The sequence below is a fragment of the Mycolicibacterium litorale genome (assembly GCF_010731695.1).
Classification (GTDB): domain Bacteria; phylum Actinomycetota; class Actinomycetes; order Mycobacteriales; family Mycobacteriaceae; genus Mycobacterium; species Mycobacterium litorale.
Genome location: NZ_AP022586.1, coordinates 1,694,938 through 1,716,566 on the forward strand (window position 1 = coordinate 1,694,938; position 21,629 = coordinate 1,716,566).

22 protein-coding genes and 1 pseudogene are annotated in these 21,629 nt (G+C 69.4%); 12 read left to right on the plus strand and 11 right to left on the minus strand.

The genetic code is table 11. The annotated features are described in order from the left end of the window. The first annotated feature begins 71 nt into the window (after positions 1 to 71). Positions 72 to 698 (plus strand): PaaI family thioesterase, encoded by a 627-nt coding sequence (locus tag G6N30_RS07805; protein WP_166674575.1) that lies wholly within the window; start codon positions 72 to 74, stop codon positions 696 to 698. Here the strand turns inward: G6N30_RS07805 and G6N30_RS07810 are convergent. After that, positions 670 to 2,625, minus strand: a complete 1,956-nt coding sequence (locus tag G6N30_RS07810; RefSeq protein WP_134055043.1) for an FUSC family protein — start codon at positions 2,623 to 2,625, stop codon at positions 670 to 672. The genes G6N30_RS07805 and G6N30_RS07810 overlap by 29 nt on opposite strands. 93 nt (positions 2,626 to 2,718) lie before the next feature. Between G6N30_RS07810 and G6N30_RS07815 the strand changes: the two genes are divergently transcribed. Together G6N30_RS07815 and G6N30_RS07820 are read left to right on the plus strand one after the other, a co-directional pair. Further along, positions 2,719 to 3,423, plus strand: a complete 705-nt coding sequence (locus G6N30_RS07815; RefSeq protein ID WP_134051580.1) for an EthD domain-containing protein — start codon at positions 2,719 to 2,721, stop codon at positions 3,421 to 3,423. A 15-nt stretch (positions 3,424 to 3,438) separates the two neighbouring features. Next, entirely contained in the window at positions 3,439 to 4,197 is a 759-nt protein-coding gene (locus G6N30_RS07820; RefSeq protein ID WP_134051581.1) for an enoyl-CoA hydratase/isomerase family protein, read from the plus strand. A gap of 9 nt (positions 4,198 to 4,206) precedes the next feature. Here G6N30_RS07820 and G6N30_RS07825 read toward each other — a convergent pair whose 3' ends face one another. After that, a complete protein-coding gene (locus G6N30_RS07825; RefSeq protein WP_134051582.1) occupies positions 4,207 to 4,425 on the minus strand; it encodes a (2Fe-2S)-binding protein in 219 nt (72 codons plus the stop codon). Between the two features lie 12 nt (positions 4,426 to 4,437). Further along, positions 4,438 to 5,073 carry a fatty-acid--CoA ligase gene (locus G6N30_RS07830; protein ID WP_134051583.1) on the minus strand — a complete coding sequence of 212 codons (636 nt, stop codon included), beginning with the start codon at positions 5,071 to 5,073 and terminating at the stop codon, positions 4,438 to 4,440. A 239-nt stretch (positions 5,074 to 5,312) separates the two neighbouring features. On the opposite strand from G6N30_RS07830, the gene bfr reads away from it, so the two are divergent. The 4 genes from bfr to G6N30_RS07850 all read left to right on the plus strand — a co-directional run bounded on the left by bfr (position 5,313) and on the right by G6N30_RS07850 (position 9,932). Beyond that, a complete protein-coding gene (bfr, locus tag G6N30_RS07835) occupies positions 5,313 to 5,792 on the plus strand; it encodes a bacterioferritin (RefSeq protein ID WP_134051584.1) in 480 nt (159 codons plus the stop codon). Between the two features lie 156 nt (positions 5,793 to 5,948). Then, positions 5,949 to 7,997, plus strand: a complete 2,049-nt coding sequence (locus G6N30_RS07840) for an MDR family MFS transporter (protein ID WP_134051585.1) — start codon at positions 5,949 to 5,951, stop codon at positions 7,995 to 7,997. 26 nt (positions 7,998 to 8,023) lie between these two features. After that, entirely contained in the window at positions 8,024 to 8,506 is a 483-nt protein-coding gene (locus G6N30_RS07845; RefSeq protein WP_134051586.1) for a carboxymuconolactone decarboxylase family protein, read from the plus strand. A gap of 64 nt (positions 8,507 to 8,570) precedes the next feature. Further along, the gene (locus tag G6N30_RS07850; RefSeq protein WP_134051587.1) at positions 8,571 to 9,932 is read left to right on the plus strand and encodes a type I glutamate--ammonia ligase; all 1,362 of its coding nucleotides are present in this window, start codon (positions 8,571 to 8,573) and stop codon (positions 9,930 to 9,932) included. Between the two features lie 13 nt (positions 9,933 to 9,945). Here the strand turns inward: G6N30_RS07850 and G6N30_RS07855 are convergent, their stop codons facing one another. The 3 genes from G6N30_RS07855 to G6N30_RS07865 all read right to left on the minus strand — a co-directional run bounded on the left by G6N30_RS07855 (position 9,946) and on the right by G6N30_RS07865 (position 13,177). Further along, a complete protein-coding gene (locus tag G6N30_RS07855) occupies positions 9,946 to 10,389 on the minus strand; it encodes a nuclear transport factor 2 family protein (RefSeq protein WP_134051588.1) in 444 nt (147 codons plus the stop codon). After that, the gene (locus tag G6N30_RS07860) at positions 10,379 to 12,166 is read right to left on the minus strand and encodes an N-acyl-D-amino-acid deacylase family protein (RefSeq protein WP_134051589.1); all 1,788 of its coding nucleotides are present in this window, start codon (positions 12,164 to 12,166) and stop codon (positions 10,379 to 10,381) included. Before G6N30_RS07860 ends, G6N30_RS07855 begins: the two co-directional genes overlap by 11 nt. 87 nt (positions 12,167 to 12,253) lie before the next feature. Next, positions 12,254 to 13,177 carry an SDR family oxidoreductase gene (locus G6N30_RS07865; protein ID WP_134051590.1) on the minus strand — a complete coding sequence of 308 codons (924 nt, stop codon included), beginning with the start codon at positions 13,175 to 13,177 and terminating at the stop codon, positions 12,254 to 12,256. A gap of 66 nt (positions 13,178 to 13,243) precedes the next feature. Between G6N30_RS07865 and G6N30_RS07870 the strand changes: the two genes are divergently transcribed. Then, positions 13,244 to 14,155 carry a dienelactone hydrolase family protein gene (locus G6N30_RS07870; protein ID WP_134051591.1) on the plus strand — a complete coding sequence of 304 codons (912 nt, stop codon included), beginning with the start codon at positions 13,244 to 13,246 and terminating at the stop codon, positions 14,153 to 14,155. On the opposite strand, the gene G6N30_RS27440 is transcribed toward G6N30_RS07870, so the two are convergent. Both G6N30_RS27440 and G6N30_RS27445 read right to left on the minus strand, forming a co-directional pair. Continuing rightward, positions 14,152 to 14,394: an HNH endonuclease gene (locus tag G6N30_RS27440; protein ID WP_234880064.1), complete on the minus strand. Its 243-nt coding sequence runs from the start codon at positions 14,392 to 14,394 to the stop codon at positions 14,152 to 14,154. The two genes, G6N30_RS07870 and G6N30_RS27440, sit on opposite strands and share 4 nt — an antisense overlap. A gap of 48 nt (positions 14,395 to 14,442) precedes the next feature. Beyond that, positions 14,443 to 14,643, minus strand: a complete 201-nt coding sequence (locus tag G6N30_RS27445; RefSeq protein ID WP_234880065.1) for a DUF222 domain-containing protein — start codon at positions 14,641 to 14,643, stop codon at positions 14,443 to 14,445. 96 nt (positions 14,644 to 14,739) lie between these two features. Here G6N30_RS27445 and G6N30_RS07880 point away from each other — a divergent pair, with 96 nt between their 5' ends. The 3 genes from G6N30_RS07880 (at position 14,740) to G6N30_RS07890 (ending at position 17,124) form a co-directional block, all read left to right on the plus strand. Next, entirely contained in the window at positions 14,740 to 15,846 is a 1,107-nt protein-coding gene (locus tag G6N30_RS07880; RefSeq protein ID WP_134051592.1) for a glycosyltransferase, read from the plus strand. 91 nt (positions 15,847 to 15,937) lie between these two features. After that, a complete protein-coding gene (locus G6N30_RS07885; protein ID WP_234880066.1) occupies positions 15,938 to 16,426 on the plus strand; it encodes a hypothetical protein in 489 nt (162 codons plus the stop codon). Beyond that, positions 16,423 to 17,124 carry an HAD family hydrolase gene (locus tag G6N30_RS07890; RefSeq protein ID WP_134051593.1) on the plus strand — a complete coding sequence of 234 codons (702 nt, stop codon included), beginning with the start codon at positions 16,423 to 16,425 and terminating at the stop codon, positions 17,122 to 17,124. Before G6N30_RS07885 ends, G6N30_RS07890 begins: the two co-directional genes overlap by 4 nt. A gap of 3 nt (positions 17,125 to 17,127) precedes the next feature. On the opposite strand, the gene G6N30_RS07895 is transcribed toward G6N30_RS07890, so the two are convergent. Both G6N30_RS07895 and G6N30_RS27190 read right to left on the minus strand, forming a co-directional pair. Further along, the gene (locus G6N30_RS07895; protein WP_134055045.1) at positions 17,128 to 18,228 is read right to left on the minus strand and encodes an Rv2629 family ribosome hibernation factor; all 1,101 of its coding nucleotides are present in this window, start codon (positions 18,226 to 18,228) and stop codon (positions 17,128 to 17,130) included. 567 nt (positions 18,229 to 18,795) lie between these two features. Then, positions 18,796 to 18,936, minus strand: a pseudogene (locus tag G6N30_RS27190) (TetR family transcriptional regulator); the annotation flags it as partial. Positions 18,937 to 18,993: 57 nt separating this feature from the next. Between G6N30_RS27190 and G6N30_RS07905 the strand changes: the two are divergent. Then, positions 18,994 to 20,373, plus strand: a complete 1,380-nt coding sequence (locus G6N30_RS07905; protein WP_134051594.1) for an FAD-dependent oxidoreductase — start codon at positions 18,994 to 18,996, stop codon at positions 20,371 to 20,373. Here the strand turns inward: G6N30_RS07905 and G6N30_RS07910 are convergent. After that, positions 20,336 to 21,619 carry a cytochrome P450 gene (locus tag G6N30_RS07910; RefSeq protein ID WP_134051595.1) on the minus strand — a complete coding sequence of 428 codons (1,284 nt, stop codon included), beginning with the start codon at positions 21,617 to 21,619 and terminating at the stop codon, positions 20,336 to 20,338. The two genes, G6N30_RS07905 and G6N30_RS07910, sit on opposite strands and share 38 nt — an antisense overlap. Positions 21,620 to 21,629: the final 10 nt, after the last annotated feature.

Here is a 21,629-nt window from a genome sequence, read left to right on the forward strand (position 1 = left end):
GTGTGTCGATCTTGTTGCCATTCCGGGCCGGTGATTCGACACCGGCGGCTGGAACGTGTTCTAGTGCAGAAATGCTGGAGTACACCCACGTCGAGGGTCTCAGCTCTGCCGACGTCACCCGGTTACGGGAGATCTACGAACCCCTGACGGAGTCCGTGCGCGCGTTGATCGACGCCACCATCCGCACCGAGGTGGACGCCGAGACGGTGGCCGCCGTCAAAGCCGACGTCGACGCGGCCACCGAGCGCCTGCGCGGCAGGCAGCTCGACGGGCCGTTCGGCCTGCAGTTCACCTCGGACGGCGCTCAGATGCCGTGGGGCAACCCCGTCGTGGGCCTGCGCAACCCGATGGCGCCCCCGCTCGTCATCCACCGCGACGAGGACGACCGCGTGTACGCCGATTTCGACCTGGGTGCGGCGTACGAGGGCCCGCCCGGCCACGTCCACGGCGGGGTGGCGGCTCTGGTACTCGACCACGTGCTCGGCGAGGCCGCCAGCAATCAGCACAGGCCCCGGCTCACCGGCACCATCACGCTGCGCTATCTGCGCACCACCCGACTCGGCCGGGTGCACGCCGAAGCGCACATCGCACGGGTCGACGGCTACAAGGCCTTCGCCGTCGGCCATCTCGCCGACGACGAAGGTGTCACGGTCGAGGCCGAGGGCGTGTTCATCCAGCCCAGGTGGGCTCGGGGATAGGCGTGATCGCCGCGAGGCTGCGGGTGATCGCGGCCATCTCGGCGACCAGCACGCGGGCCCCGCTGCTGCTCTCGGTGACGGTGTGGGCCACGTCGCGGACGCGACGGTCGGCCGCGAGGAGCTCCGGCAGGTCGACCGTCCACAGCGCGGCCGGATTCGGCGGGGCGCCGCGCAACGCGTCGACGTAGTCGTCGACGGCGGCGACGAACTCCGGGCTCAGCGCAACCGGTTCGGCGGGCAGGCTGCTCTCCATCGTCGTGCACGCCCCGGTGATCGCGTTGAGCGCAGTCCGCAGCGACCGCAACCACTGCCGCTCCGTCGGGTCCTGCAACCGGGTCGCCCCGGAGGCCGCCTCGAACGCCGCGCGGGCGCGGAAGGCCCGCTGCCACGCGGTCGCCAGCGCGTCGGCCGGCCGATCGAGTTCGTGCACGAACGCCCGCATGACCATTGCGGCGTAGTCGATCTCGGTCATCAGCAGCTCACCGGCCCGCTGGCGCAGCCGGATCATCGCGTCGTCGGGCAACGTCACGTGGGTGAGCAGCGCCAGCCCGCCGCCCATCGCGACCGCCAGCAGCCGGGACAGCACCGCGGTGCCCTCGACCGGTTCGGCGATGCCGAGCAGGAACACCACGGCGGCGGCCAGCGCCGCGCTGACCGCGATGTACCCGAATCCCCACACCGCGTACGCCACCCCGACGAACGCCGCCGCGCTCACCGCCGCCACCATCCCCGTCGGCGGCCACAGCAGGCTGATCGCGGACGCGACCGCGATACCGGCCGCCAGGCCGGCCAACCGGCCCGCGCACCGCGTGTAGGTGTGCGCGGTCTCCGGCCGAAGCACCAGCAGTACGGTCAGCGCCAGCCAGTAGGGCTCGTGCAGCTCGGCGAAGCGCGCCACCGCCACACCCACCGCGGTGGCGACGGCCAGGCGGACCGCGTGGCGTAGCACCGGTGACGTCGACACCAGGTGGCGGCGCAACGCCCCGGCCGACCCCCGTAGCGAGCCGCGCAGGTCCGGTCCGCGCAGTCGGCCGAAACGCAGCACCGCCGCCTCGTGCAACTGCTCGGCGAAACGCTGGGCGGCGTTGGCGCCGGACCCCGTGACCGCCGCGGCGGCGGCGTCGACCCGTTGCAGCGCGCGGTCGGCGCCGCGGTGGGCAGCGACGCCGTGGTCGGCGATCGCGTCGAGGAACTCACCGGCAGCCGACGACAGCTCGGTGAGATCGGCGTCGGTGCGGCGCAGCGCCACCAGCGTCGCGGCGATCCGTTCGGGGAGTTGGTAACCCAGCTGGTAGGCCTTGGGTCGCTGGTGCTGCGGGATGTTGGTGAACACTTCCCGCAGCCACGTCAGCTGTGCCGGGTCGAGCGGTGTGTCCGTGTTGGCGGCCAGATTCCTGGCGTCCTGGGCCAGCGAGCGGTGGGCCCGGGTGAGCGCGTGCTGCTGGGCGCGCCAGCGCTGAGGCGGACGCAGCCAGACCAGCAACGCCTGCACCAGACCGGTGGCGACCGTCAGCACCGTCGTGGCCACGACGGCGGGCAGCGACATCGACTCCGGAGGGGTGATCACCAGCAGCCCCGCCGCCGCGGCGGCCACGAATCCGGCGTTGGCGCCCAGCGCCCACTGCATCCCCGCCAGGAAGCACCAGCCCGCCACCACGGCGACGAACAGGGCGTCGTAGTCGGTGGTCAGCGATCCCAGCAGCGCGGCCGCGCCCACCTCGGCCGACGAGATCAGCACGATCGGCAGCCGCCGGCCGGGGGTGTCCTGCAGCGCGATGGCGCCGGTGATGATGCCGGCGCCGGCGGTCCACATCGCCGCCGTCGGCGAAATCCAGTACAGCGCTGCGGCAGTCAGCGCGAGCACGCCGAGCAGACTGCGGACGACCGCGCCCACTCCCGGCGTGGTCAGCCGAACCGTGTCCATCATCCGGCTGTCGACGTGCACGCCACCATTCTCCCCCCGTGGCGCCGACGGCCCCGCGTGACGCGCGCGTGGACGCCCTGTCAGTAGGTTGCAAGCGTGGAGAAGGTGATGATCACGCTGCGCTCCCCGGCCGCCGACGACATCTGGTGTACCCGGTTGCGCACCGAAGTGGCGCCCCGATTGTCGGAACTGGGGGTGCCGGGGCTGTCGGTCAACGTGCGCGACGCGCCGGTTCGGGACTCTCTGATGACGCTCACCACCCTGGATCCGCCGGTGGTCGCCGTGGTGAGCGTGTGGACGCAGCAGTCCTACGGCGCTGACATCCGCGGTGCGATCGACGTGCTGTCGGCCGAATGCGATGCGGTGGCCGCCTATCTGGTCACCGAGTCGGTGCCGCTGCCGCCTCCGGTCACCGAACCGGGCGAGCGCACCGAGGGGCTGGCGAACATCGCGCTCCTGCGGCGGCCCGACGATCTCGACGAGTCGACGTGGCGGACCCGCTGGCAGCTGTCGCACACGCCGGTCGCGATCGCCACCCAGGCCACGTTCGGCTACGTCCAGAACACCGTCGTGCGCCCCCTCACCGACGGCGCCCCGGTGATCGCCGCGATCGTCGAGGAACTCTTCCCCCTTGCGGCGGTGTCGGATCTGCACGCGTTCTTCGGCGCTGCCGACGACGCCGACCTCACCGACCGGATGCAGCGGATGCTGGCCAGCACCGAATCGTTCGGCGCGAACCGGGACATCGACACGGTGCCCACCAGTCGCTACGTGATGCGGAGCCCGTTCGCGGCGGGCTGACGTTACGCTGCTGCGGTGACCCTGCAGATCAGCGACGCCGACGGGGTACGCACCGTCACGCTGGACCGACCGGAAGCCCTCAACGCCTTCAACGAGGCGCTCTACGACGCGACCACAGTGGCTCTGCGCGAGGCCGACGCCGATCCGTCGGTGGCCGTCGTGCTGCTCACCGGCGCCGGCCGCGCCTTCAGCGCCGGCAACGATCTCAACGAGATGGCCGCGCGCGTCACCGATCCGGACTTCCAGCCGGGCGAGCACGGCTTCCCGGGGCTGATGGAGGCGCTGCTCGAATTACGGAAACCGTTGGTGTGTGCGGTCAACGGCCTGGCCGTGGGTATCGGCACCACGATCCTCGGATACGCCGACCTCGTGTTCATGTCGACGACCGCGCGACTGAAGTGTCCGTTCACCAGCCTGGGCGTGGCACCGGAGGCCGCGTCGTCCTACCTGCTGCCGCAGCTGATGGGCCGGCAGAACGCGGCCTGGCTGCTGATGTCGTCGGAGTGGGTGTCGGCCACCGATGCCCAGCGGATGGGCATCGCGTGGAAGTTGTGCGAACCGGATCAGCTGCTCGATGAGGCGCGCACGCACGCCGCAGTGCTGGCCTCCCGGCCGATCTCGAGTCTGATGGCGGTCAAGGAGACCATCGTCGAACCGACCCGCGACGAGGTGAAGGCCGCGATCGCGCGCGAGTACGCCAAGTTCGAGGTGTTGCTGGGCAGCGCGGCCAACGCCGATGCGCTCGCCGCGTTCGCCGATCGCGGGCAGGCGTAGCGGCGATCCTCAGGCCCGCGACGGGCAACCGTTGAACTGGGTGGGGCAGCCATCGATGCCGGGCGCGACGCTGTGGGCCTCGATGATCGCCCGCAGCGTGCGGCGGCACCGGCCGCATTCACCGCCCGCTCCGCAGGCTTCGGCGATCTCCTTGGACGTGGAGGCACCCGCGGCGACGACGTCGTTGACGACGTGGCTGGTCACTCCCGCGCACAGGCAGACGAACACGGCCGTACCCCGCTATTCCTCGTCGTCCACGGTCATGACGTGGGCGAGCTTGCCCACGAAGAGCGTGGGGTAGGCGCCGAGGCCGGCCCTCGACATCCATTCGGCGGACGCGTCCGGGTGGTCGATCCACTGCCGGGCGCTGCGCTCGTCGTCGATCTCCTGCAGGATCATCACCTCCTGCCCGTCGTCGAGGGCCTGGTAGACCCACACCTTGCGGACCCCGGCCTCGCGGAAGCGGTCGAGCCCGTCGTGCACCTTCTCCATCAGCGACTGCATGTCGTCGTCGACGGAGGCCATCGCGCCGACGATGACGCCCGCGACGTGGCGTTCGGAGGACGGGCCGTCCAGATCGATCTTCTCGATCACCTCGCCGCCGAACACCGGGGGAATGTCATCGACGCCGGATATGTCGAACCATTCGAATATCGCGGGGGAGCGCAGAACCTCCCGTACTGATCGGGGATGCCGAATACCGATCGTCGTCAGAATTCGACCGGGTTCCCAGATCGATCTGTAGATGACGACATGATGCGCACCGATTGATCGAAGACCCGCTTTCTGCTTTTCGAGCCAGGTCCACATGCGCTCGGGATCGTCGACGCGGAAATCGCACGCGAGAATAAATGAGTGAAGGCTGTATTCACCCATTTCTTCCCGCCTGTCAGAGGTACGTGTCCGCATGTTAGTGCAGTCTAACCTTACTTAGGACAGGCAGTCCAGAGAACCCACTGCGGGAGCTCCACAGCAACCCGCCCCGGCACGGCGATATCTCGAAAACACGCCGCTATCAAGCCAAACGGCTCGCCCTAGGCTCGTATGACAGCTAGATTGCAGGGGTACGGCAAACATTGAGACCCCAGCCGCCCCACGGTCGTTAGGAGAGATCCATGCAAGGCGATCCCGATGTCCTGAAACTGCTCAACGAGCAGTTGACAAGCGAATTGACGGCCATCAATCAGTATTTCCTCCATTCCAAGATGCAGGAGAGTTGGGGTTTCACTGAATTAGCCAGCCACACCCGTGACGAGTCGTTCGATGAAATGCGTCATGCGGAGGCGATAACCGACAGGATTCTTCTCCTCGACGGCCTGCCGAATTACCAGCGTCTTTTCTCGTTACGGGTCGGCCAGACCTTACGCGAACAATTCGAGGCCGATCTGGCCATCGAATACGAGGTGGTCGGCCGGCTCAAGCCGGGCATCACCATGTGCCGCGAGAAGAGCGACACGACGACTGCCAACCTGTTCGAGTCGATCCTCGCCGACGAGGAGAAGCACATCGACTACCTCGAGACCCAGCTCGAGCTGATGGACAAGCTCGGGGAGCAGCTGTACGCCGCGCAGTGCGTCTCGCGCCCTCCGCAGTGAACATGTGAGCCGCCGTACCGACTGACCCGCGCCATTCGGGGGTAACCCGAGGCGCGGGTCTGTTCGTGTACGAGGTCACCTCGGGAATGAAGCGGCCTGCCGTAACTCTTATAGCCAAGCTAACGATATAGCGTTCGGCGTCCACGAAAGGCAGGTATGGCCGAATCACCCGCACCCACCGCAGCGCCGCCCGAGGCCGGCGGCGCGAACATCAGCGTGCAGCGGCGCAATCTGATCTTCGTCGCCGTGCTGCTCGGCATGCTGCTGGCGGCCCTCGACCAGACGATCGTCGCGACCGCGCTGCCGACCGTCGTCGCCGATCTCGGCGGTGCCGGCCACCAGAGCTGGGTGGTCACCAGTTACCTGCTGGCATCCACGATCGTCACAGCGATCGTCGGCAAGCTCGGCGACATCTTCGGTCGCAAGACGGTCTTCCAGGCCGCGGTGGTGTTCTTCCTCGCCGGATCGGTGCTGTGCGGGCTCGCCGGATCGATGAGCATGCTGGTCGCCGCGCGGGCGCTGCAGGGGATCGGCGGCGGCGCGCTCATGGTCACGGCGATGGCGCTCATCGGTGAGGTCATCCCGCTTCGCGACCGCGGTCGCTACCAGGGTGCGCTCGGCGCCGTGTTCGGTGTCACCACCGTCATCGGCCCGCTGCTCGGCGGCTTCTTCACCGACCACCTCAGCTGGCGCTGGGCCTTCTGGATCAACGTGCCGGTGGGGGTCGTGGTGTTCTTCGTCGCCGCAGCGGCGATCCCGGCGCTGAGCAGAGCCGGCCGGCCGAAGATCGACTACGCGGGCATCGTGTTCGTCGGCCTCGGCGCCTCCGGGCTGACGCTGGCGACCAGCTGGGGCGGCGCCGAGTACGCCTGGTCGTCGCCGGTCATCATCGGTCTGTTCGTCGCCTCGGCGCTGGCGCTCGCGGTGTTCGTCGGCGTCGAGCGGCGCGCCGCCGAGCCCATTCTGCCCATCCGGCTGTTCGCCAGCCCGGTGTTCACGGTGTGCTGCATCCTGTCGTTCATCGTCGGGTTCGCGATGTTGGGCGCGCTGACGTTCCTGCCCACGTTCATGCAGTTCGTCGATGGTGTCTCCGCCACCGAATCGGGCCTGCGCACGCTGCCGATGGTGGCGGGGCTGCTGATCACCTCCATGGGCAGCGGCGTCATCGTCAGCCGCACCGGGCGCTACAAGATCTTCCCCGTGGCCGGCACCGCGATCATGGTGCTCGGCTTCGTCCTGCTGTCCCGGATGGACGAGACCACACCGCTGCTGCAGCAGTCGCTGTTTCTGTTCGTGCTCGGCACCGGTATCGGATTGTGCATGCAGGTCCTCGTCCTCACCGTGCAGAACACCTCGACATTCGAGGATCTCGGCGTCGCCACCTCCGGGGTGACGTTCTTCCGCACCATCGGCAGTTCATTCGGCGCGGCGATCTTCGGGTCGCTGTTCGCCAACTTCCTCGACGACCGCATCGGCGCGGCACTGATGAGCAGCGGGGCGCCGCCGGTCGCGGCCCAGTCGCCGCAGGCGCTGCACCAATTGGCGCCCGACGTGGCCGCCCCGATCGTCAGCGCGTACGCGGACTCCCTCGGCCTGGTGTTCCTGTGCGCGGCCCCGGTCGCCGCCATCGGCTTCGTGGTGGCGCTGCTGCTCAAGGAGGTGCCGCTGCGGGAGATGGAGAGCGGTGCCGCGGTCGACCTCGGGGAGGGCTTCGCGATGCCGGGTTCCGAATCACCGGAGAAGATGCTCGAATCGGCGGTCGGCCGGCTGCTGCGCAATTCGCCCGACATCCGGTTGCGCGCGGTCGCCGGGCGTCCGGGCTGCGAACTCGACGTCGCGCGCCTGTGGGCGCTGCTGCAGATCTACCGCCACAACCAGGTGTTCGGATCGGCCCGGTTGAGCGACATCGCCGACCGGCTGCGCATCCCCTGTGAAGTGGTCGAGCCGGTCTTCGACGACCTGGTCACCTCCGGTTACGCGGTGCGGGCCGGGGACCTGCTGTGGCTCAGCCAGTCGGGCGCCCGACAGGTCGACGCGGTGTCGGCGGCGTTCGTCGGGATGATCGTCGACAAGCTCGCCAAATCGCCGAGCTTCGAGGGCCGTCCGGACCGGATGCAGGTCGAGGCGGCGCTGGAGCGGATCACCCATCGCATGCTGGTGCAACGGGATTGGGAATGGGACGACGAACTGGAACACGCTCCGTGAGCCGGCTCGCCGCGTAGCATGCGGCCATGAGCCGAATCGGGGACTTCGCCGACGACGACATCACGGCCTTCGCGGTCCGCTCGCCCGATCTCGGTGCGGCCATGGCGGGTTTCAGCCACGCCGTGTACACCAAGGGCCGGCTGCCCATGCGGGTGCGGGAACTGGCCCGCGTGGTCATCGCCAACGCCAACGAGTGCGTGGTGTGCCAGAACACCCGCGACTCGGAAGGTCCCGCTGCCGGAGTCGACGAAGATCTCTACCGCTACGCCCACCAGTGGCGCACCTGGCCGGGGTACAGCCCCGCGGAGCGCATCGCGGCGGAGTTCGCCCACCGGTTCGCCACCGACCACACCGGACTGCGCGAGGACGACGACTTCTGGGCCAGGGCCGGTGAGCACTTCGACGCCGATCTGATCACCGACCTCGCGCTGTCGTGCGCGATGTGGGTCGGTATGGGCCGCGTGCTGCGCACGCTCGACATCGGCCAGAGCTGCAAGCTCACGTTGTGATTCGGGGCGCCACCAGGGCGAGCGAAGCGACGGGAGATGCCGCCGGGCGCCGACCCGGTGGACAATGACTCCCATGGCCGCCAAACCGCTCGCCGCAGCCGCCATCGCGCAACTCGAGTCCGACGGCGTGGCCACGCTGATCGGCACCGTCGTCAATCCGGCGGGACTCACCCACGCCAAGACGGTTCCGCTGCGCCGCATGGGCGCCTTCGCCGACCCGGGCCTGGGCGCGAGCCCGGTGTGGCACGCGTTCACCATCGACCAGACCGGCATCGTCTTCGGTGACGGCATCAGCGTCGTCGGCGATCAGCGGATCCGCATCGACCTCGGCGGCCTGCGCATCCTGGGTGACGGATTGGCTTGGGCGCCGGGCGGATTCTTCGACCAGAACGGCGTACCCGACCCTTACTGCTGCCGTGGCGCGCTGCGCCGCGTGGAGGAACGCCTGGCCGCCGCCGGCCTGACCGCCGCGGTCGGACACGAGATTGAGTTCGTGCTCGTCGGCCCCGACGGCGGCCGGTTGCCGTCGACCCTGTGGGCGCAGTACGGGCTGGCCGGCGTGCTCGAGCACGAAGGGTTCGTCCGTGACGTCACCGACGCCGCGACGAGTTCGGGGATCCCGATCGAACAGTTCCACCCGGAGTACGGCGCGAACCAGTTCGAGATCTCGCTGCCTCCCATGCCACCGGTCGCGGCGGCCGACCTGCTGGTGCTGATCCGGATCATCGTCGGCCGGGTGGCCCGCCGGTACGGGATGCGGGTGAGCCTGTCACCCGTTCCGTTCGCGGACAGCGTGGGAAACGGGGCGCATCAACACTTCTCACTGCTCCGGGACGGTGCGCCGCTGTTCTCCGACGGCTCGGGCGCGCACGGGATGACGCCCGAGGGGGAGCACGCGGTCGCGGGACTGGTCGCCGGGCTGCCCGAGGCGCAGGGGGTCCTGTGCGGTTCAGTGCTGTCGGGCCTGCGGATGCAACCGGGGCACTGGTCGGGCGCCTACGTCTGCTGGGGGACCGAGAATCGCGAAGCGGCCGTGCGGTTCCTGCAGGGCGGGCCCGCCAACGTGCACGGCGGCAACGTGGAGGTCAAGGTCGGGGATCCGTCGGCGAACCCGTATCTGGCCTCGGCGGCCATCCTGGGCCTGGCGCTCGAGGGCGTCGAACGCGGGTCGGCGTTGCCGCCGGAGACCGGCGTCGATCCGGCGACGCTCACCGAAGACCAACGCGCACAGGCCGGTACGGTGCTACTGCCGGCCGGACAGGCTGACGCGCTGCGCGCCCTCGACCAGTCCGCGTCGATGCGCAGGATTCTCGGCGACGAGGTGATCGATGCGGTGGTCGCGGTACGGCGTTACGAGATGGAGCATTTCGGCGCGCTGTCGCCGGAGGAGCAGGCCGACAGGTTCCGGATGGCCTGGAGCGTGTGACGCCCTCGCCCGCTCAGATCATCCCCGTCGCGTCGAAAACCCAGGAGGTGTCGGCCGTCGCGAGATCCTCCAGCCACGTGGGTGGTGCCGTGGCCGTCAGCCCCGACATGTCCCAGTAGTCCTTCCACAGCGTGATCTTGCCGTCCTCGACCCGGTGGACGGTGACGAAGCGCAACACCGCGGTCTCGCCGGTCGCCCACTTCCACGTCTCGGAGTGCTCGTACATCACGTGGGCACCCTTGTCGACCATCAGGCCGTCGTGGTTCTCGTAGCCGGCGAGCGGTTCGAGCCCGACCTTGAGCCGCTTGACGATGTCCTCGGGACCGCGCGCGGCCAGTGCCGGCCCGACCGGCATGTCGGCGTAGATGCAGTCCTCGGACAGGTATGTCTTCACCGCATCCCAGTCGCGGGCGGACAGCGACTTCCACAAACCCAGAACCGTATCGTCAACGGACACCGGCGAACTCCGCGGTCGATGCGGGCAGGGCCGGCGCCCGGTGCGCGGCGCGCAGGAACCGCCCGGTACGCCGTCTGCCGACCAGTTCGGTCGGTGTGCCGTCGCGGACCACTGTGCGGCCGCCGACCAGGACTGCGCTGACCGTGCGGTCGTTGCGATTGACCATCCGCCTCAGGCCACCGTAGAAGTCGACGCCGGCCTCGGCGTACTCGTCGAGCGTCGAGTCGAGGTGCGCCGGGTCGATCACCACGAGATCGGCGCGGTCGCCGACGCGCAGGTGTCCCGCGTCGAGGCGGTACCAGTCGGCGAGTTCACCGGTGAGACGGTGCACCGCCTGCTCGACCGTCATGAACGGCCGGCCGGCCTTCTCCGCGTCGTACACGTGGCGCAGCAGGCGCAGGCCCATGTTGTAGAAGGCCATGTTGCGCAGGTGCGCCCCGGCATCGGAGAAACCCATCTGGATCCCCGGTTCGCGGGCCATCTTCTTGAGGACGTCCGGGCGGTGGTTGGAAATGGTGGTGCGCCAGCGCAATTCGCGACCGTGTTCGAGCACGAGGTCGAGAAAGGCGTCGACGGGGTGCAGGCCGCGCTCCACACCGACCTGGCCGAACGACTTGCCGACGAGTGAGACGTCCGGGCAGCCCACGATGTCGGCGTCGAAGAAGTCGCGATGCCACACCCGCACGCCCATTCTGTTCTCGTAGTCCTTGCGGAACCGGCGGCGGTAGTCCTCGTCGCGCATCAGGGCGTTGCGTTCGACCTCGTCGCGCAGGTGCAGCGCGGCCGCCCCGGCGCCGAACTCCTCGAAGACCACCAGGTCGATACCGTCGGCGTACACCTCGAACGGCACCGGCAGGTGCTGCCACCGGAAGTTCCCGCCGAGGCGGTTGACGAAGCGCGCGACGGGGCCCATCGCCCGGATGGCGTACGGATTGGACTTCACGTCGGCGGCCGAGAGCAGGCTGGTCTTGAGCGGGTTGCGGAAGATGCCGAGGGACTGGGCCACCTGGGAGCCGAGGTTCAGCGGGTTGGCGATGTCGGGGCCGGACTGCAGGACGCGGCCGCTGCGCCGCAGCAGCGATTTCAGGCGGCGCAGTTCGCGCGGTTTGGCGTACGTGGAGGGCAGCGTGCGCGAGCGGCAGGTGTCGCCGTCGAGCTTGTCGAACAGCAGCTGTTGGGAGGACATGCCGACGAAGCCGGCCGACAGCGCCTCCTCGAGCATCTCCTCCATGCGGGCCTGTTCGGCGCGCGTCGGACGCTCGGACTTGCGGGTGGCGCGGTCGAGCCCCATGACCGCGGTGCGCATGTCGCTGTGTCCGATGAACGCGCAGATGTTCGGCCCGAGCGGCCGGGCTTCGAGTGCACTCACGTACTCCTCGCACGACGACCAGCTCTTGTGCCGGTCGACCGCGGCGATGACGTGCTCGCGCGGGATGGCCTCGACGCGGCCGAACAGGTCGCCGGCGTCGCTGCCGCCGACGTGGATGGTCGACAGCGAGCACGATCCCAGCATCACCGTCGTCACACCGTGGCGCAGCGACTCCGACAGCGCCGGACCCTCGAGGACTTCGATGTCGTAGTGGGTGTGGATGTCGAGCATGCCCGGGAGCACCCATTTGCCGTCGGCGTCGATGACCTGCGGGCACCCGGTCGCGTCGAGTTCGTCGGGGGTGATCGTGACGACATGGCCGTCGCGGATGCCGATGGTGCGTACCGCAGACGGCGCACCAGTGCCGTCGAACCAGCGGCCGTTACGGATGATCGTGTCGTAGGTCACGTTGTCATAGAACAACCCGGCCGGGCGAGTGTCAACGAAATCGGTGAACAGATTTGCCGGAGTGTCTACTGAGGCTGTCGCGGCCGGTCATGGCGCCCATCCGTCGGGTTGCCGGCCGTCGATGTCGGTGAAGCCGTACTCACGCGCAAGGTCGGCCGAGGTGAGCGATCGCTGATTCCACCGGCTCCGCGCAGGGTCGGCGGCGATCGCCGCGACGGCGCGGCCGACGAACCGGGGCGTCTCGGAGTTCGCGAACCCCGGAGGTGCGGTCGGGTGACCGCCGGGGCGGTGCGGGCGCAGCGCTGCCCGCCAGTCAGCTTCGCTCACGCCGTAGTTGTCGAGCATCATCTCCGAACGCAACCAGCCGGGACTGACGGCGACCGCAGTGGCACCGAACGCGGCCAGTTCGTGCCCGTGGCTGAACGCCAACCGGTTGACGGCGCACTTCGCCAAATCGTAGAACACCGAGATCCGATACGTGGATGCATTGTATGCCGTTGTGCCATCGGTGATCTCGACGAGCAGACCGCCGGGGCGGGTGACGAGTAACGGCAGCAGGGAATGCGACGTGACGAGATGGGTGTCGACACCGAGCCGCAGGATGCGCAGTCCGTCGTCCAGGTCGTGCTGCCACATCGGGCGACCCCAGGTCGACGGCGGGCCCTTGAGTATCTCGGCGCCCCAGATGTCGTTGACGAGGATGTCGATGCGTCCGTGATCGGTGCGCAGCTTCTCGGCCAGTGCGCTCACCTGCTCGACGTCGAGATGGTCGACGGTGTGAGGGATGCCATGACCGCCGAGCGCGGTGACCAGTTCAGCGGTCTCCTCGATCGTCTCCGGCCGGTCGTAGTCGGAACCGCCGCGCCCGGAACGGCTGCTGCGGCCGGTGCAGACCACCGTGGCACCCGCCTCGCCGAGCGCGGTGGCGATCCCGCGCCCAGCGCCGCGCGTGGCGCCCGCCACCACCGCGATGCGCCCGCGCAAACCGTCCGGATCAGGACGCCATGCCATGGGGCGAGTATGGCGCGGTACGGCAATCGGTACCGGCGCTTCGACGGGGCGCGCATACTCGCGAAGATGACACCGCTGCAGCGCTACATCGCCGAAGAGATCGCGACCGACCATGTCGACGGCCTGCTGTCGCGCCGTGAGGCCCTGCGCAGACTGTCCCTGCTGGGCATCGGCACCGCTGGGGCGACGGCGTTGTTCGCCGCGTGCAGTCAGAACAAGCAACAGGAGGCGGAGGCGCCGGTGACGTCGAGCGGCGCCGCCACGGTGAGCGCCCCACCGCCCGGCGCGGAGGACGCAGTGCCGACGGAACCGGTCACCTGGGCCGGACCACGCGGCGAGTTGCAGGGGGCGTGGGCCGCCGCGTCCCAGCCGCGCGGCGCCGTGCTCGTGATCCACGAGAACAAGGGGCTCAACGACTACATCCGGTCGGTGGCGGGCCGGTTCGCCGGAATCGGCTACTCCGCGTTGGCGATCGATCTGCTGTCGGGGCAGGGCGGCACCGGGACGTTCGCCGACCCGGCCGAGGCCACCGCGGCATTGAGCAAGCTCCCACCGGAGGAGGCGGTGGCCGACCTCAAATCCGGGATCGACGAGCTGGGGCGCCGGGTGCCCGATCGCAAGCTCGCGGCCGTCGGGTTCTGCATGGGCGGCGGCATGGTGTGGCGGCTGCTGGCCGCAGGGGAGCCACGACTGGCCGCCGCGGTGCCGTTCTACGGCCCGACGCCCGAGAATCCCGACTTCTCCGGCTCGAAAGACGTTGCCGTGCTGGGCATCTACGCCGCGCAAGATCAGCGCGTCAACGCCAGTGAGCCGGTCGCGCGCGCTGCGCTGGAGAAGGCCGGCATGGTCTTCGAACTCGTCACCGAGCCCGATGCCAACCACGCCTTCTTCAACGACACCGGCGAGCGGTACAACGCCACGGCCGCCGCCGACGCATGGAAACGCGTGCAGGACTGGTTCACCCGCTACGTCGACTAGTCGGGTTCGTCGTCTGCGTCTGTGAGGTAGCGCCTCGGGTGGAAGTGGTTGTTGGTTTGGGGTTGGCCGGTGTCGAGGTGGGCCGGTGGGATCCATTGGGTGCGGCCGTTGCCGGGACGCTTGGTGGTGTAGCCGGTCTTCTCGATCAAGAGGTTGGCGGGTTGGCAGGCCAGGGTGAGGTCGTCGATGTCGGTGTGGTCGTCGAACACCGCCAGATAGTGCCGCGAGCGCGCCGCCATGCGGATGAGGTCGCGGATCGGTAGGCGGTTGCCGCCACCGGTGGCCGCCTAGCCGGCGGCGCGTTCGAGTTCGTTGACGGTGGTGGTGGCGACGATGGTGGCGGGCACACCGGCGACCCGCCCGAGCCCGCCGGATTCCACGACGTCGCGCAGGACCCGATTGACCGCGTCGTGGTGTCGTTGGTCGGCGGTGCGGTCATCGGGGCCGACGTGGTCGGGCGGCAGAATCGCGCCAGGAGCTCGAATCACCGACAAGCCACCGCGGGCCGGGGAGTTCACGGGTCGTTCAGCCGCCCGTCGACGGTCCGCCGCGAAACGCATAGACGTGTCGGGTCTCATCGAGCAGTGCGGGTGGTGCAGGTCGCGAACTTCTACGGGCCACGCTCGGGCGGGCTGCGCACCGCGGTCGACCGGCTCGGCGCGGAATACTGCGCGGCCGGCCATGAGGTGTACCTCGTCGTCCCCGGCCGCCGCACCGAAACCCAGCGGTTGCCCACCGGCGTCACACGAATCACCCTGCCCGCTCGGCTCATTCCCTTCACCGGCGGATATCGCGCGGTGTTGCCCGGGCCGGTCACCGCGGTCCTCGGTGACCTCGCACCGGACGCGATCGAGGTGTCCGACCGCCTGACACTGCGCTGCCTCGGGGGCTGGGGGAGGCGGCACGGCGCCGCGACGGTGATGATCTCCCACGAACGGCTCGACCGGCTCATCGGGCAGGTGCTTCCCGGGCGCACCGCCCGCGCGATCGCCGACGCCGCCAATCGCCGCACCGCGAGCAACTACGACACCGTCGTCTGCACAACCGCGTTCGCTCGCACCGAATTCGACCGCATCGACGCCACGAACGTCGTCACCGTCCCACTCGGGGTGGACCTCGACCAGTTCCATCCGCGCCGACGGTCCGAGGCGTTGCGGCAGCAGTGGGCCGCACGCGACCAGACACTTCTCGTGCACTGCGGACGGCTGTCCGTGGAAAAGCATGCGCACCGCAGCATCGATGCCGTTGCGGCACTACGTGGTTCGGGGGTCGATGCACGGCTCGTCGTGGTGGGCGAGGGACCGCTGCGGCAACGGCTGGAACGCCAGGCCGCAGGCTTGCCGGTGCATTTCACCGGATACATCGGCTGCCGGGACACCGTGGCGGGCATCCTGGCGTCCGCCGACGTGGCACTGGCCCCCGGCCCCCACGAGACGTTCGGTCTGGCCGCGCTCGAGGCGCTGGCGTGCGGCACGCCTGCGGTCGTGTCGCGCACGTCCGCGCTCGCCGAGATCCTCACCGCCGACAGCGGTGCTGCGGCCGACAACGACCCCGACGCGATCGCCCGCGCCGTCGGCAGCGTCATCCGGATTCCGGAATCGCTGCGCCGCACGAACGCGCGCCGGCGCGCCGAACACTTCACCTGGCCGCGGGCCGCCACGGGCATGCTGGCCGCGCTGGGGGCGGGGTGACCGCCGCCGTTTAACCGACGGTGCGGAGGGGCACTCGCAATCAGCGGGACAGTCAATAGTTGGCCATGCCCGACCTACCGAAGGAGCCGACGTGTCCACCAACACCGTCGTCTGGATCGTCATCGCCGCGGTGGTGGCGCTACTGGTCATCGCCGCGCTGGCGATGCTGGCCCGGAAACGCCGCAATCAACACCGCCACCTCGAAGCGCAACGCATCCGCGAGGAGGTCCAGGAACACCATCAGCATGTCGAGAAGCGCGATCTCGTCGCGCAGCAGACCGAGGCCAAGGCCAGGGCTGCCGAGGCCGAGGCGGAAGCCAAAGCCGCCGAGGCGGCCCGGCTGCGCAACGTCGCCTCCACCCACCGGGACGCCGTCACGACCTCGCGTCAGGAACTCGACGAGCGCCGCAAGCTCGCCGACGAGCTCGATCCCCACACGCCGAAGGCTGAGGACATGCAGCCGGATGCGCAGGGGGCGGGCAAGCACGAAGACCCCTACGGCGGTGGCCAAGGCGTCGTCCAGGGTCAGACCGTCACCGACCAGCACGGGCACCCTGTAACCGATCACCGGACCCGATGACCGACCAGCAGAGCACGGCCGGTTCCGCACCGGCCGTGCTTTTCGATATCGACGGCACGCTTGTCGACTCCAACTATCTGCACGTCCATGCCTGGCACCGCTCGTTCGCGGACGAGGGGTTGACCGTCGAGTCGTGGCGAGTGCACCGATCCATCGGGATGGACGGGTCGACGCTGCTGGACACCCTGGTGCCCGACGCCGACGACGATGCGCGGAAACGCCTAAAGGAGGGCCACTCCCGCTACTACCTCGAACGCAAGGACCTGTTGCAGCTGCTGCCGGGTGCGCGCGCACTGCTGGAACGGGTGCAGGGGCTCGGCCTGCAGGTGGTACTGGCCACCTCGGCGCCCGAGGACGAGCTCGAGGTGCTTCGCGAGGTGCTCGACAGCGAGGACGTGTTCTCCGCCATGACATCCGGCGAAGACGTCGACACCGCCAAACCGCAGCCCGACATCGTCAACATCGCGCTGGAACGCGCCGGCGTGGACGCGCATCGCGCGGTGTTCGTCGGCGACGCGGTGTGGGACATCGAGGCGTGCGAGCGTGCCGGTGTGACGTCGATCGGAGTGCTCAGCGGTGGGGTGTCCCGCGGCGAACTCACCGAGGCGGGTGCGCGCGCGGTCTTCGAGAACGCCGAAGACCTGCGCACGCACCTCGAGGAGAGCCCCGTCGCGGCCCTCTTGGACCGCACGCGCTGACGGTCAGGGCAGCGCGTACCGCAGCACCGCGGCAATCCCGTCGTCCGGGGTGATCCGCTCGTCGGTGCGGATCAGCGCCGCGCCGGTGCGGATCGCCACCACCGGGAGCGCCTCGTCGGCCCGCAGGGTCTGGCTCGGCGCGCTGCCCAGTTCCGAGAGCACGTTCTCATTCGGTGCCACCGTCATCAGATCCTCACCGGCGACGACGGTCGCATCACCGATGTCGCCGATGATCAGCGTCTCGACGGCGCCCGCCCGCAGCGCGGCGCAGACCCCGCCGAGGCCCTGGGTCGCCAGACCGGAGCCCTGACCGATGGCCTGCGAGAACTGTTCTGCCGCATGTTCGATCGCGGCCAGTCGGCGGCGAAGGAACTCCTGGTCGACGGCATGGTGCAGATCCTCGTCGGAGAATCCACTGTTCCGGGCGCCCACCTCGAGTTCCACCACCCGCTCGGTCACCCGATCCTCCAGCGTGGGCATCAGATCCGCACGCGACTGCACCTCCCCGACGACGAAGATGACTTCGGGGGAGAGCTCGTCGACCAGCGTCGCCAGCCGCTCGGCTACGGCGCGCAGGTTCTTGCGGCCGGCCTCCATGGTGCGGCGTTGCGGATCGCCGTACCCGGGGGTCTCTGCGCTGTCCGCTTTGTGAATCGGGTGGCCGCCACCGTCGACGGTGGCCGACTCGACCTTCCGGTCGCGGTGCACCTCGACGTCGGCGCCCGCATGGTCGACCGCGACGATCACGTAGGTCGAGTGCAGTGCACCGTGCTCCACCACCGGGACGAGGTACGGCAGCGATGACACCCGCACGACGGGCGTTTCGATCGGCCGGATCAGGTGTTCGTTGAGCAGGACGCCGTCCGCCGCGGCCACGAGCCCTCGGCCACTGCGGCCCACCGCGGGTGACGCGTCGAGGATCGCGTTCTCCAGCACCTCGATCAGCTCGCGCTGCGCGTTCTGGCTCTCCAATTCGTCGCGGACCGCGCGCCACTTCAGATCCCGCTGGGCGGCGGCATCCTCGGTGTCGTGGGAATCGTCGAAGTACACCGACGCGTAGGGGCCTTCCGACTCAGCCAGCGTGCGGAAACGTTCGGATTGCATGGTCCTCCATCCTGATCGAATACAACGCACCTTGAGTGCCCGCAGGCCCGTCGGACAAACGGCTCGCGTCGCGCCCAACTGCTCGATCAGCGAGTCGGCGAGCCACCGCGCATACCGGGCCGCCGACCAGCCGCGCTGGCGGACCAGGACGTCGTACGGGTGCGGATCGGTGGCCAGGAAGATCAGGTCCACCGCCTCGTCGTACGCCCGGCGCCCAGGCAGCATTCCCACCGCCCGCAGGCGGCGCGCGACCGTACGCGCGTCGGCCAGCCGCTGCGCGCGGACCGTGGTCAGCAGCGCCTGCGCCTCGGAGTCGATGCCCGCCGCCACCTCGAGCGTGCGGAACAGCTCCCCGACCCGTTCGTTGACCCCGGCCATGACGCGGACGCAGCCGCGGAGGATCTCGGCGGGATCCTCCGCGGCCAGCGCCCGCAGGATCTCATCGCGGCCGGACAACGGCACGTCGGCATCGTCACCGGCCACCGCCCAGTCCACGGCGAGGGTGAGCAGATCGATCTTGCCGCCCACCGAGGTGAACACGGTCTTGCGGCTGACACCGGCCGCGTCGGCGACCGCATCGATGGTCGTGGCGCCGTAGCCCTTCTCGATGAACAGCCGGGCGGCCGCGTCCACCACGGCGCGGCGGGTTTCCTGCGCCTGCGCCTTCCGTAGGCTCGACCGGTAGCCCCTCTTGACTTCCTCACCCATTCCAGGTCACTCTCGGAGTATTCATTGCACCCCAAGTTACCTCAATTAGGAGGCGCCATGCACGCGATCGTCGTCGGTGCGGGCCCCACCGGATTGTTCTGCGCGATCGCGCTGGCGCGCCGCGGTCACCGGGTGACCGTCGTCGACCGCGACCCCGGGCCGCCGCCGTCGGGGCCGTGGCAGCGCAGGGGAGTGATGCAGTTCGAGCACGCTCACACCTTTCGCGCACCGGTCATCGACGCGCTGCGTGCCGAGATGCCCGACGCCGTCGACGCGCTGACGGCATCCGGTGCGCAGATCGCCGCCGGACCCACCGGTCACACGGTCGCGCTCCTGTGCCGACGGTCGACGTTCGAACGCGCGCTGAGCGGCATGGCCGCGCGGCAAGCAGGCGTCACCCGCGTCGTCGGCACCGTGGAACGGCCGTATCGGCCGGGCAGCCGGGTCCACGGCGTCGTCACCGGTGGCCGTGTGCTGACCGGCGACGTCGTCATCGACGCCTCGGGCCGGGCCGCGAGATACCTGCGGGGACTGCGGCCGGAGACCGAGGGCGGCGACTGCGGCGCCGTCTACGCCACGCGGCAGTACCGTCTGCACCCCGGTGCGGAACCGGGGCCGGTGAATTCGCCGATCGGGTTGCAGTTGAGCATGTCCGGCTACGCCGCGATCGCGTTCGTGCACGACGGCGGCACCTTCTCGGTGACGTTCACCCACGACGGCACCGACACCCGGCTCCGTCGCCTGCGGGAAGACGTCGTGTTCGAGGCGGCGGTCCGCGCCATCCCGCGGTTGTCCGACTGGATCGAGCCGGGGCGATCGCATCCGCTGACCCCCGTGCTGCCCGGTGGCCGGTTGTACAACAGCTACCGCACGCAGCTCGGCCCCGGCGGCACGCCGCTCCTGCCCGGGCTGATCTCGGTCGGAGACGCGGTGTGTACGACGACTCCGCTCGCCGGCCGCGGGGTGACGCTGGCCCTCATGCAGGCCCGTGCACTACTGCACATGCTCGACGAGTACGCCGACCTCGACATCGACATCGACATCGACATCGCTATCGACACTGTGACAGCACGATTCGACGCGTGGTGCGAACGTCACGTCCGGCCGTGGTTCGATGACCACCGCTACGCCGACGGCGAGCGGGTCCGGCGCTGGGGCGGCGAGCAAGTGGACGCGACCCGGCGACTGCCGTCGGATCTGATCGTCGCGGCGGCCGAAGCGGATCCGAGCCTTCGCCCGCTGGTCGAGCCCTACGCGACGATGGCGGCGCTACCGGACAGCCTGGCGCCGGCCGAGGCGCGGGCGCGGGCGATCTTCGCCGCGGGCTGGCGGCCGGCGGTGCCGCCCGGACCGACCCGCGAGGGCCTCGCCGAGATCTGCGACGCCCACACGTTCGGCCTCACCGGGGCGGTGTCCAGGTCACCGGCAGCCGTTTGATCCCGTGGATGAACGCCGACTGCAGCCGGCTGGGCTCCTCCGCAGCGGTGATGTCGGGGATCTGTCGGTGCAGTTCCTCGAACGCCACCGTGATCTCCCGGCGCGCCAGGTTCGCCCCCAGGCAGAAGTGCGCGCCACCGCCGCCGAACCCGACGTGCGGGTTGGGGTTGCGGCGGACGTCGAAGGTCCAGGGATCGGCGAACTTGGACTCGTCACGGTTGGCGGAGCCGTACCACAGCGTGACCTTGTCCCCGGCAACGAGATTCACGCCACCCAGCTCGGCGTCGCGGGTCAGCGTGCGCCGCATGTAGCTCACCGGCGAGGCCCACCGCACGACCTCCTCGACCGCGGTCGGCGCCACCTCGTCGTAGTCGGAGAACCAGATCCGGCGTTGGTCCGGATAGCGGCTCAGGGCCAGCACACCATGACTGATGGCATTGCGGGTGGTCTCGTTGCCTGCGACCACCAACAGGATGAAGAACGACGCCACCTCGGCGGAGGTGAGCTGGTGCCCGTCCACTTCGGCGTGCACCAGGCTGGTCGTCAGGTCCTCGCCGGGATGCGCGCGCCGGTCGTCGGCCAGCGCCGTCGCATAGGCCCCGATTTCCATTGCCACGTTGATGAATTCGTCGAAGTCGGTGGTCAGGTCGGGATCGCCGAACCCGAGGATGACGTTGGTCCAGTGGAACACGCGCTGGTGGTCGTCCTCGGGGATGCCCATCATGTCGCAGATGATCTGCAACGGTAGGGGTCCCGCGAAGTCGGTGACGAGCTCGCCGTCGCCGTCGGGATGGCGAGCCACCATCTCGGCGACCAGCCGCCGGGCCCGGTCCCGCACGGAATCCTCGACGCGCGCGAGCACCCGCGGGGTGAAGGCGCTGCGCACGATGTTGCGCAGTCGGCTGTGCCGGGGATCGTCCATCGCGATCATCGAACCGAAGTACTCGTTGAGCTCGGGGGTCTGGTCGCCGATCGTGATGCCCGAGGCCGAGCTGAAGATCTCCGGGTGCCTACTGGCGTAGAACACGTCGTCGTAGCGGGTGATCGCCCAGTGTCCGCGGCCCTGCTCGACGCCCTCCTGGACGAACTCCGGGAAGTGGGCAACCGGCGCCTCACGGCGCAGGGTCGCGAACGCACCCTCGCGCATGTCGTCGTCGAGAGCCCAGAAGTCCCAGGACCCCAGGTTGATCTCGGCCAGCGGCACGTCAGGAGGAACCGCTCCGTTGACTCGAGCCGCAATGCCCACGGGTTCGAGA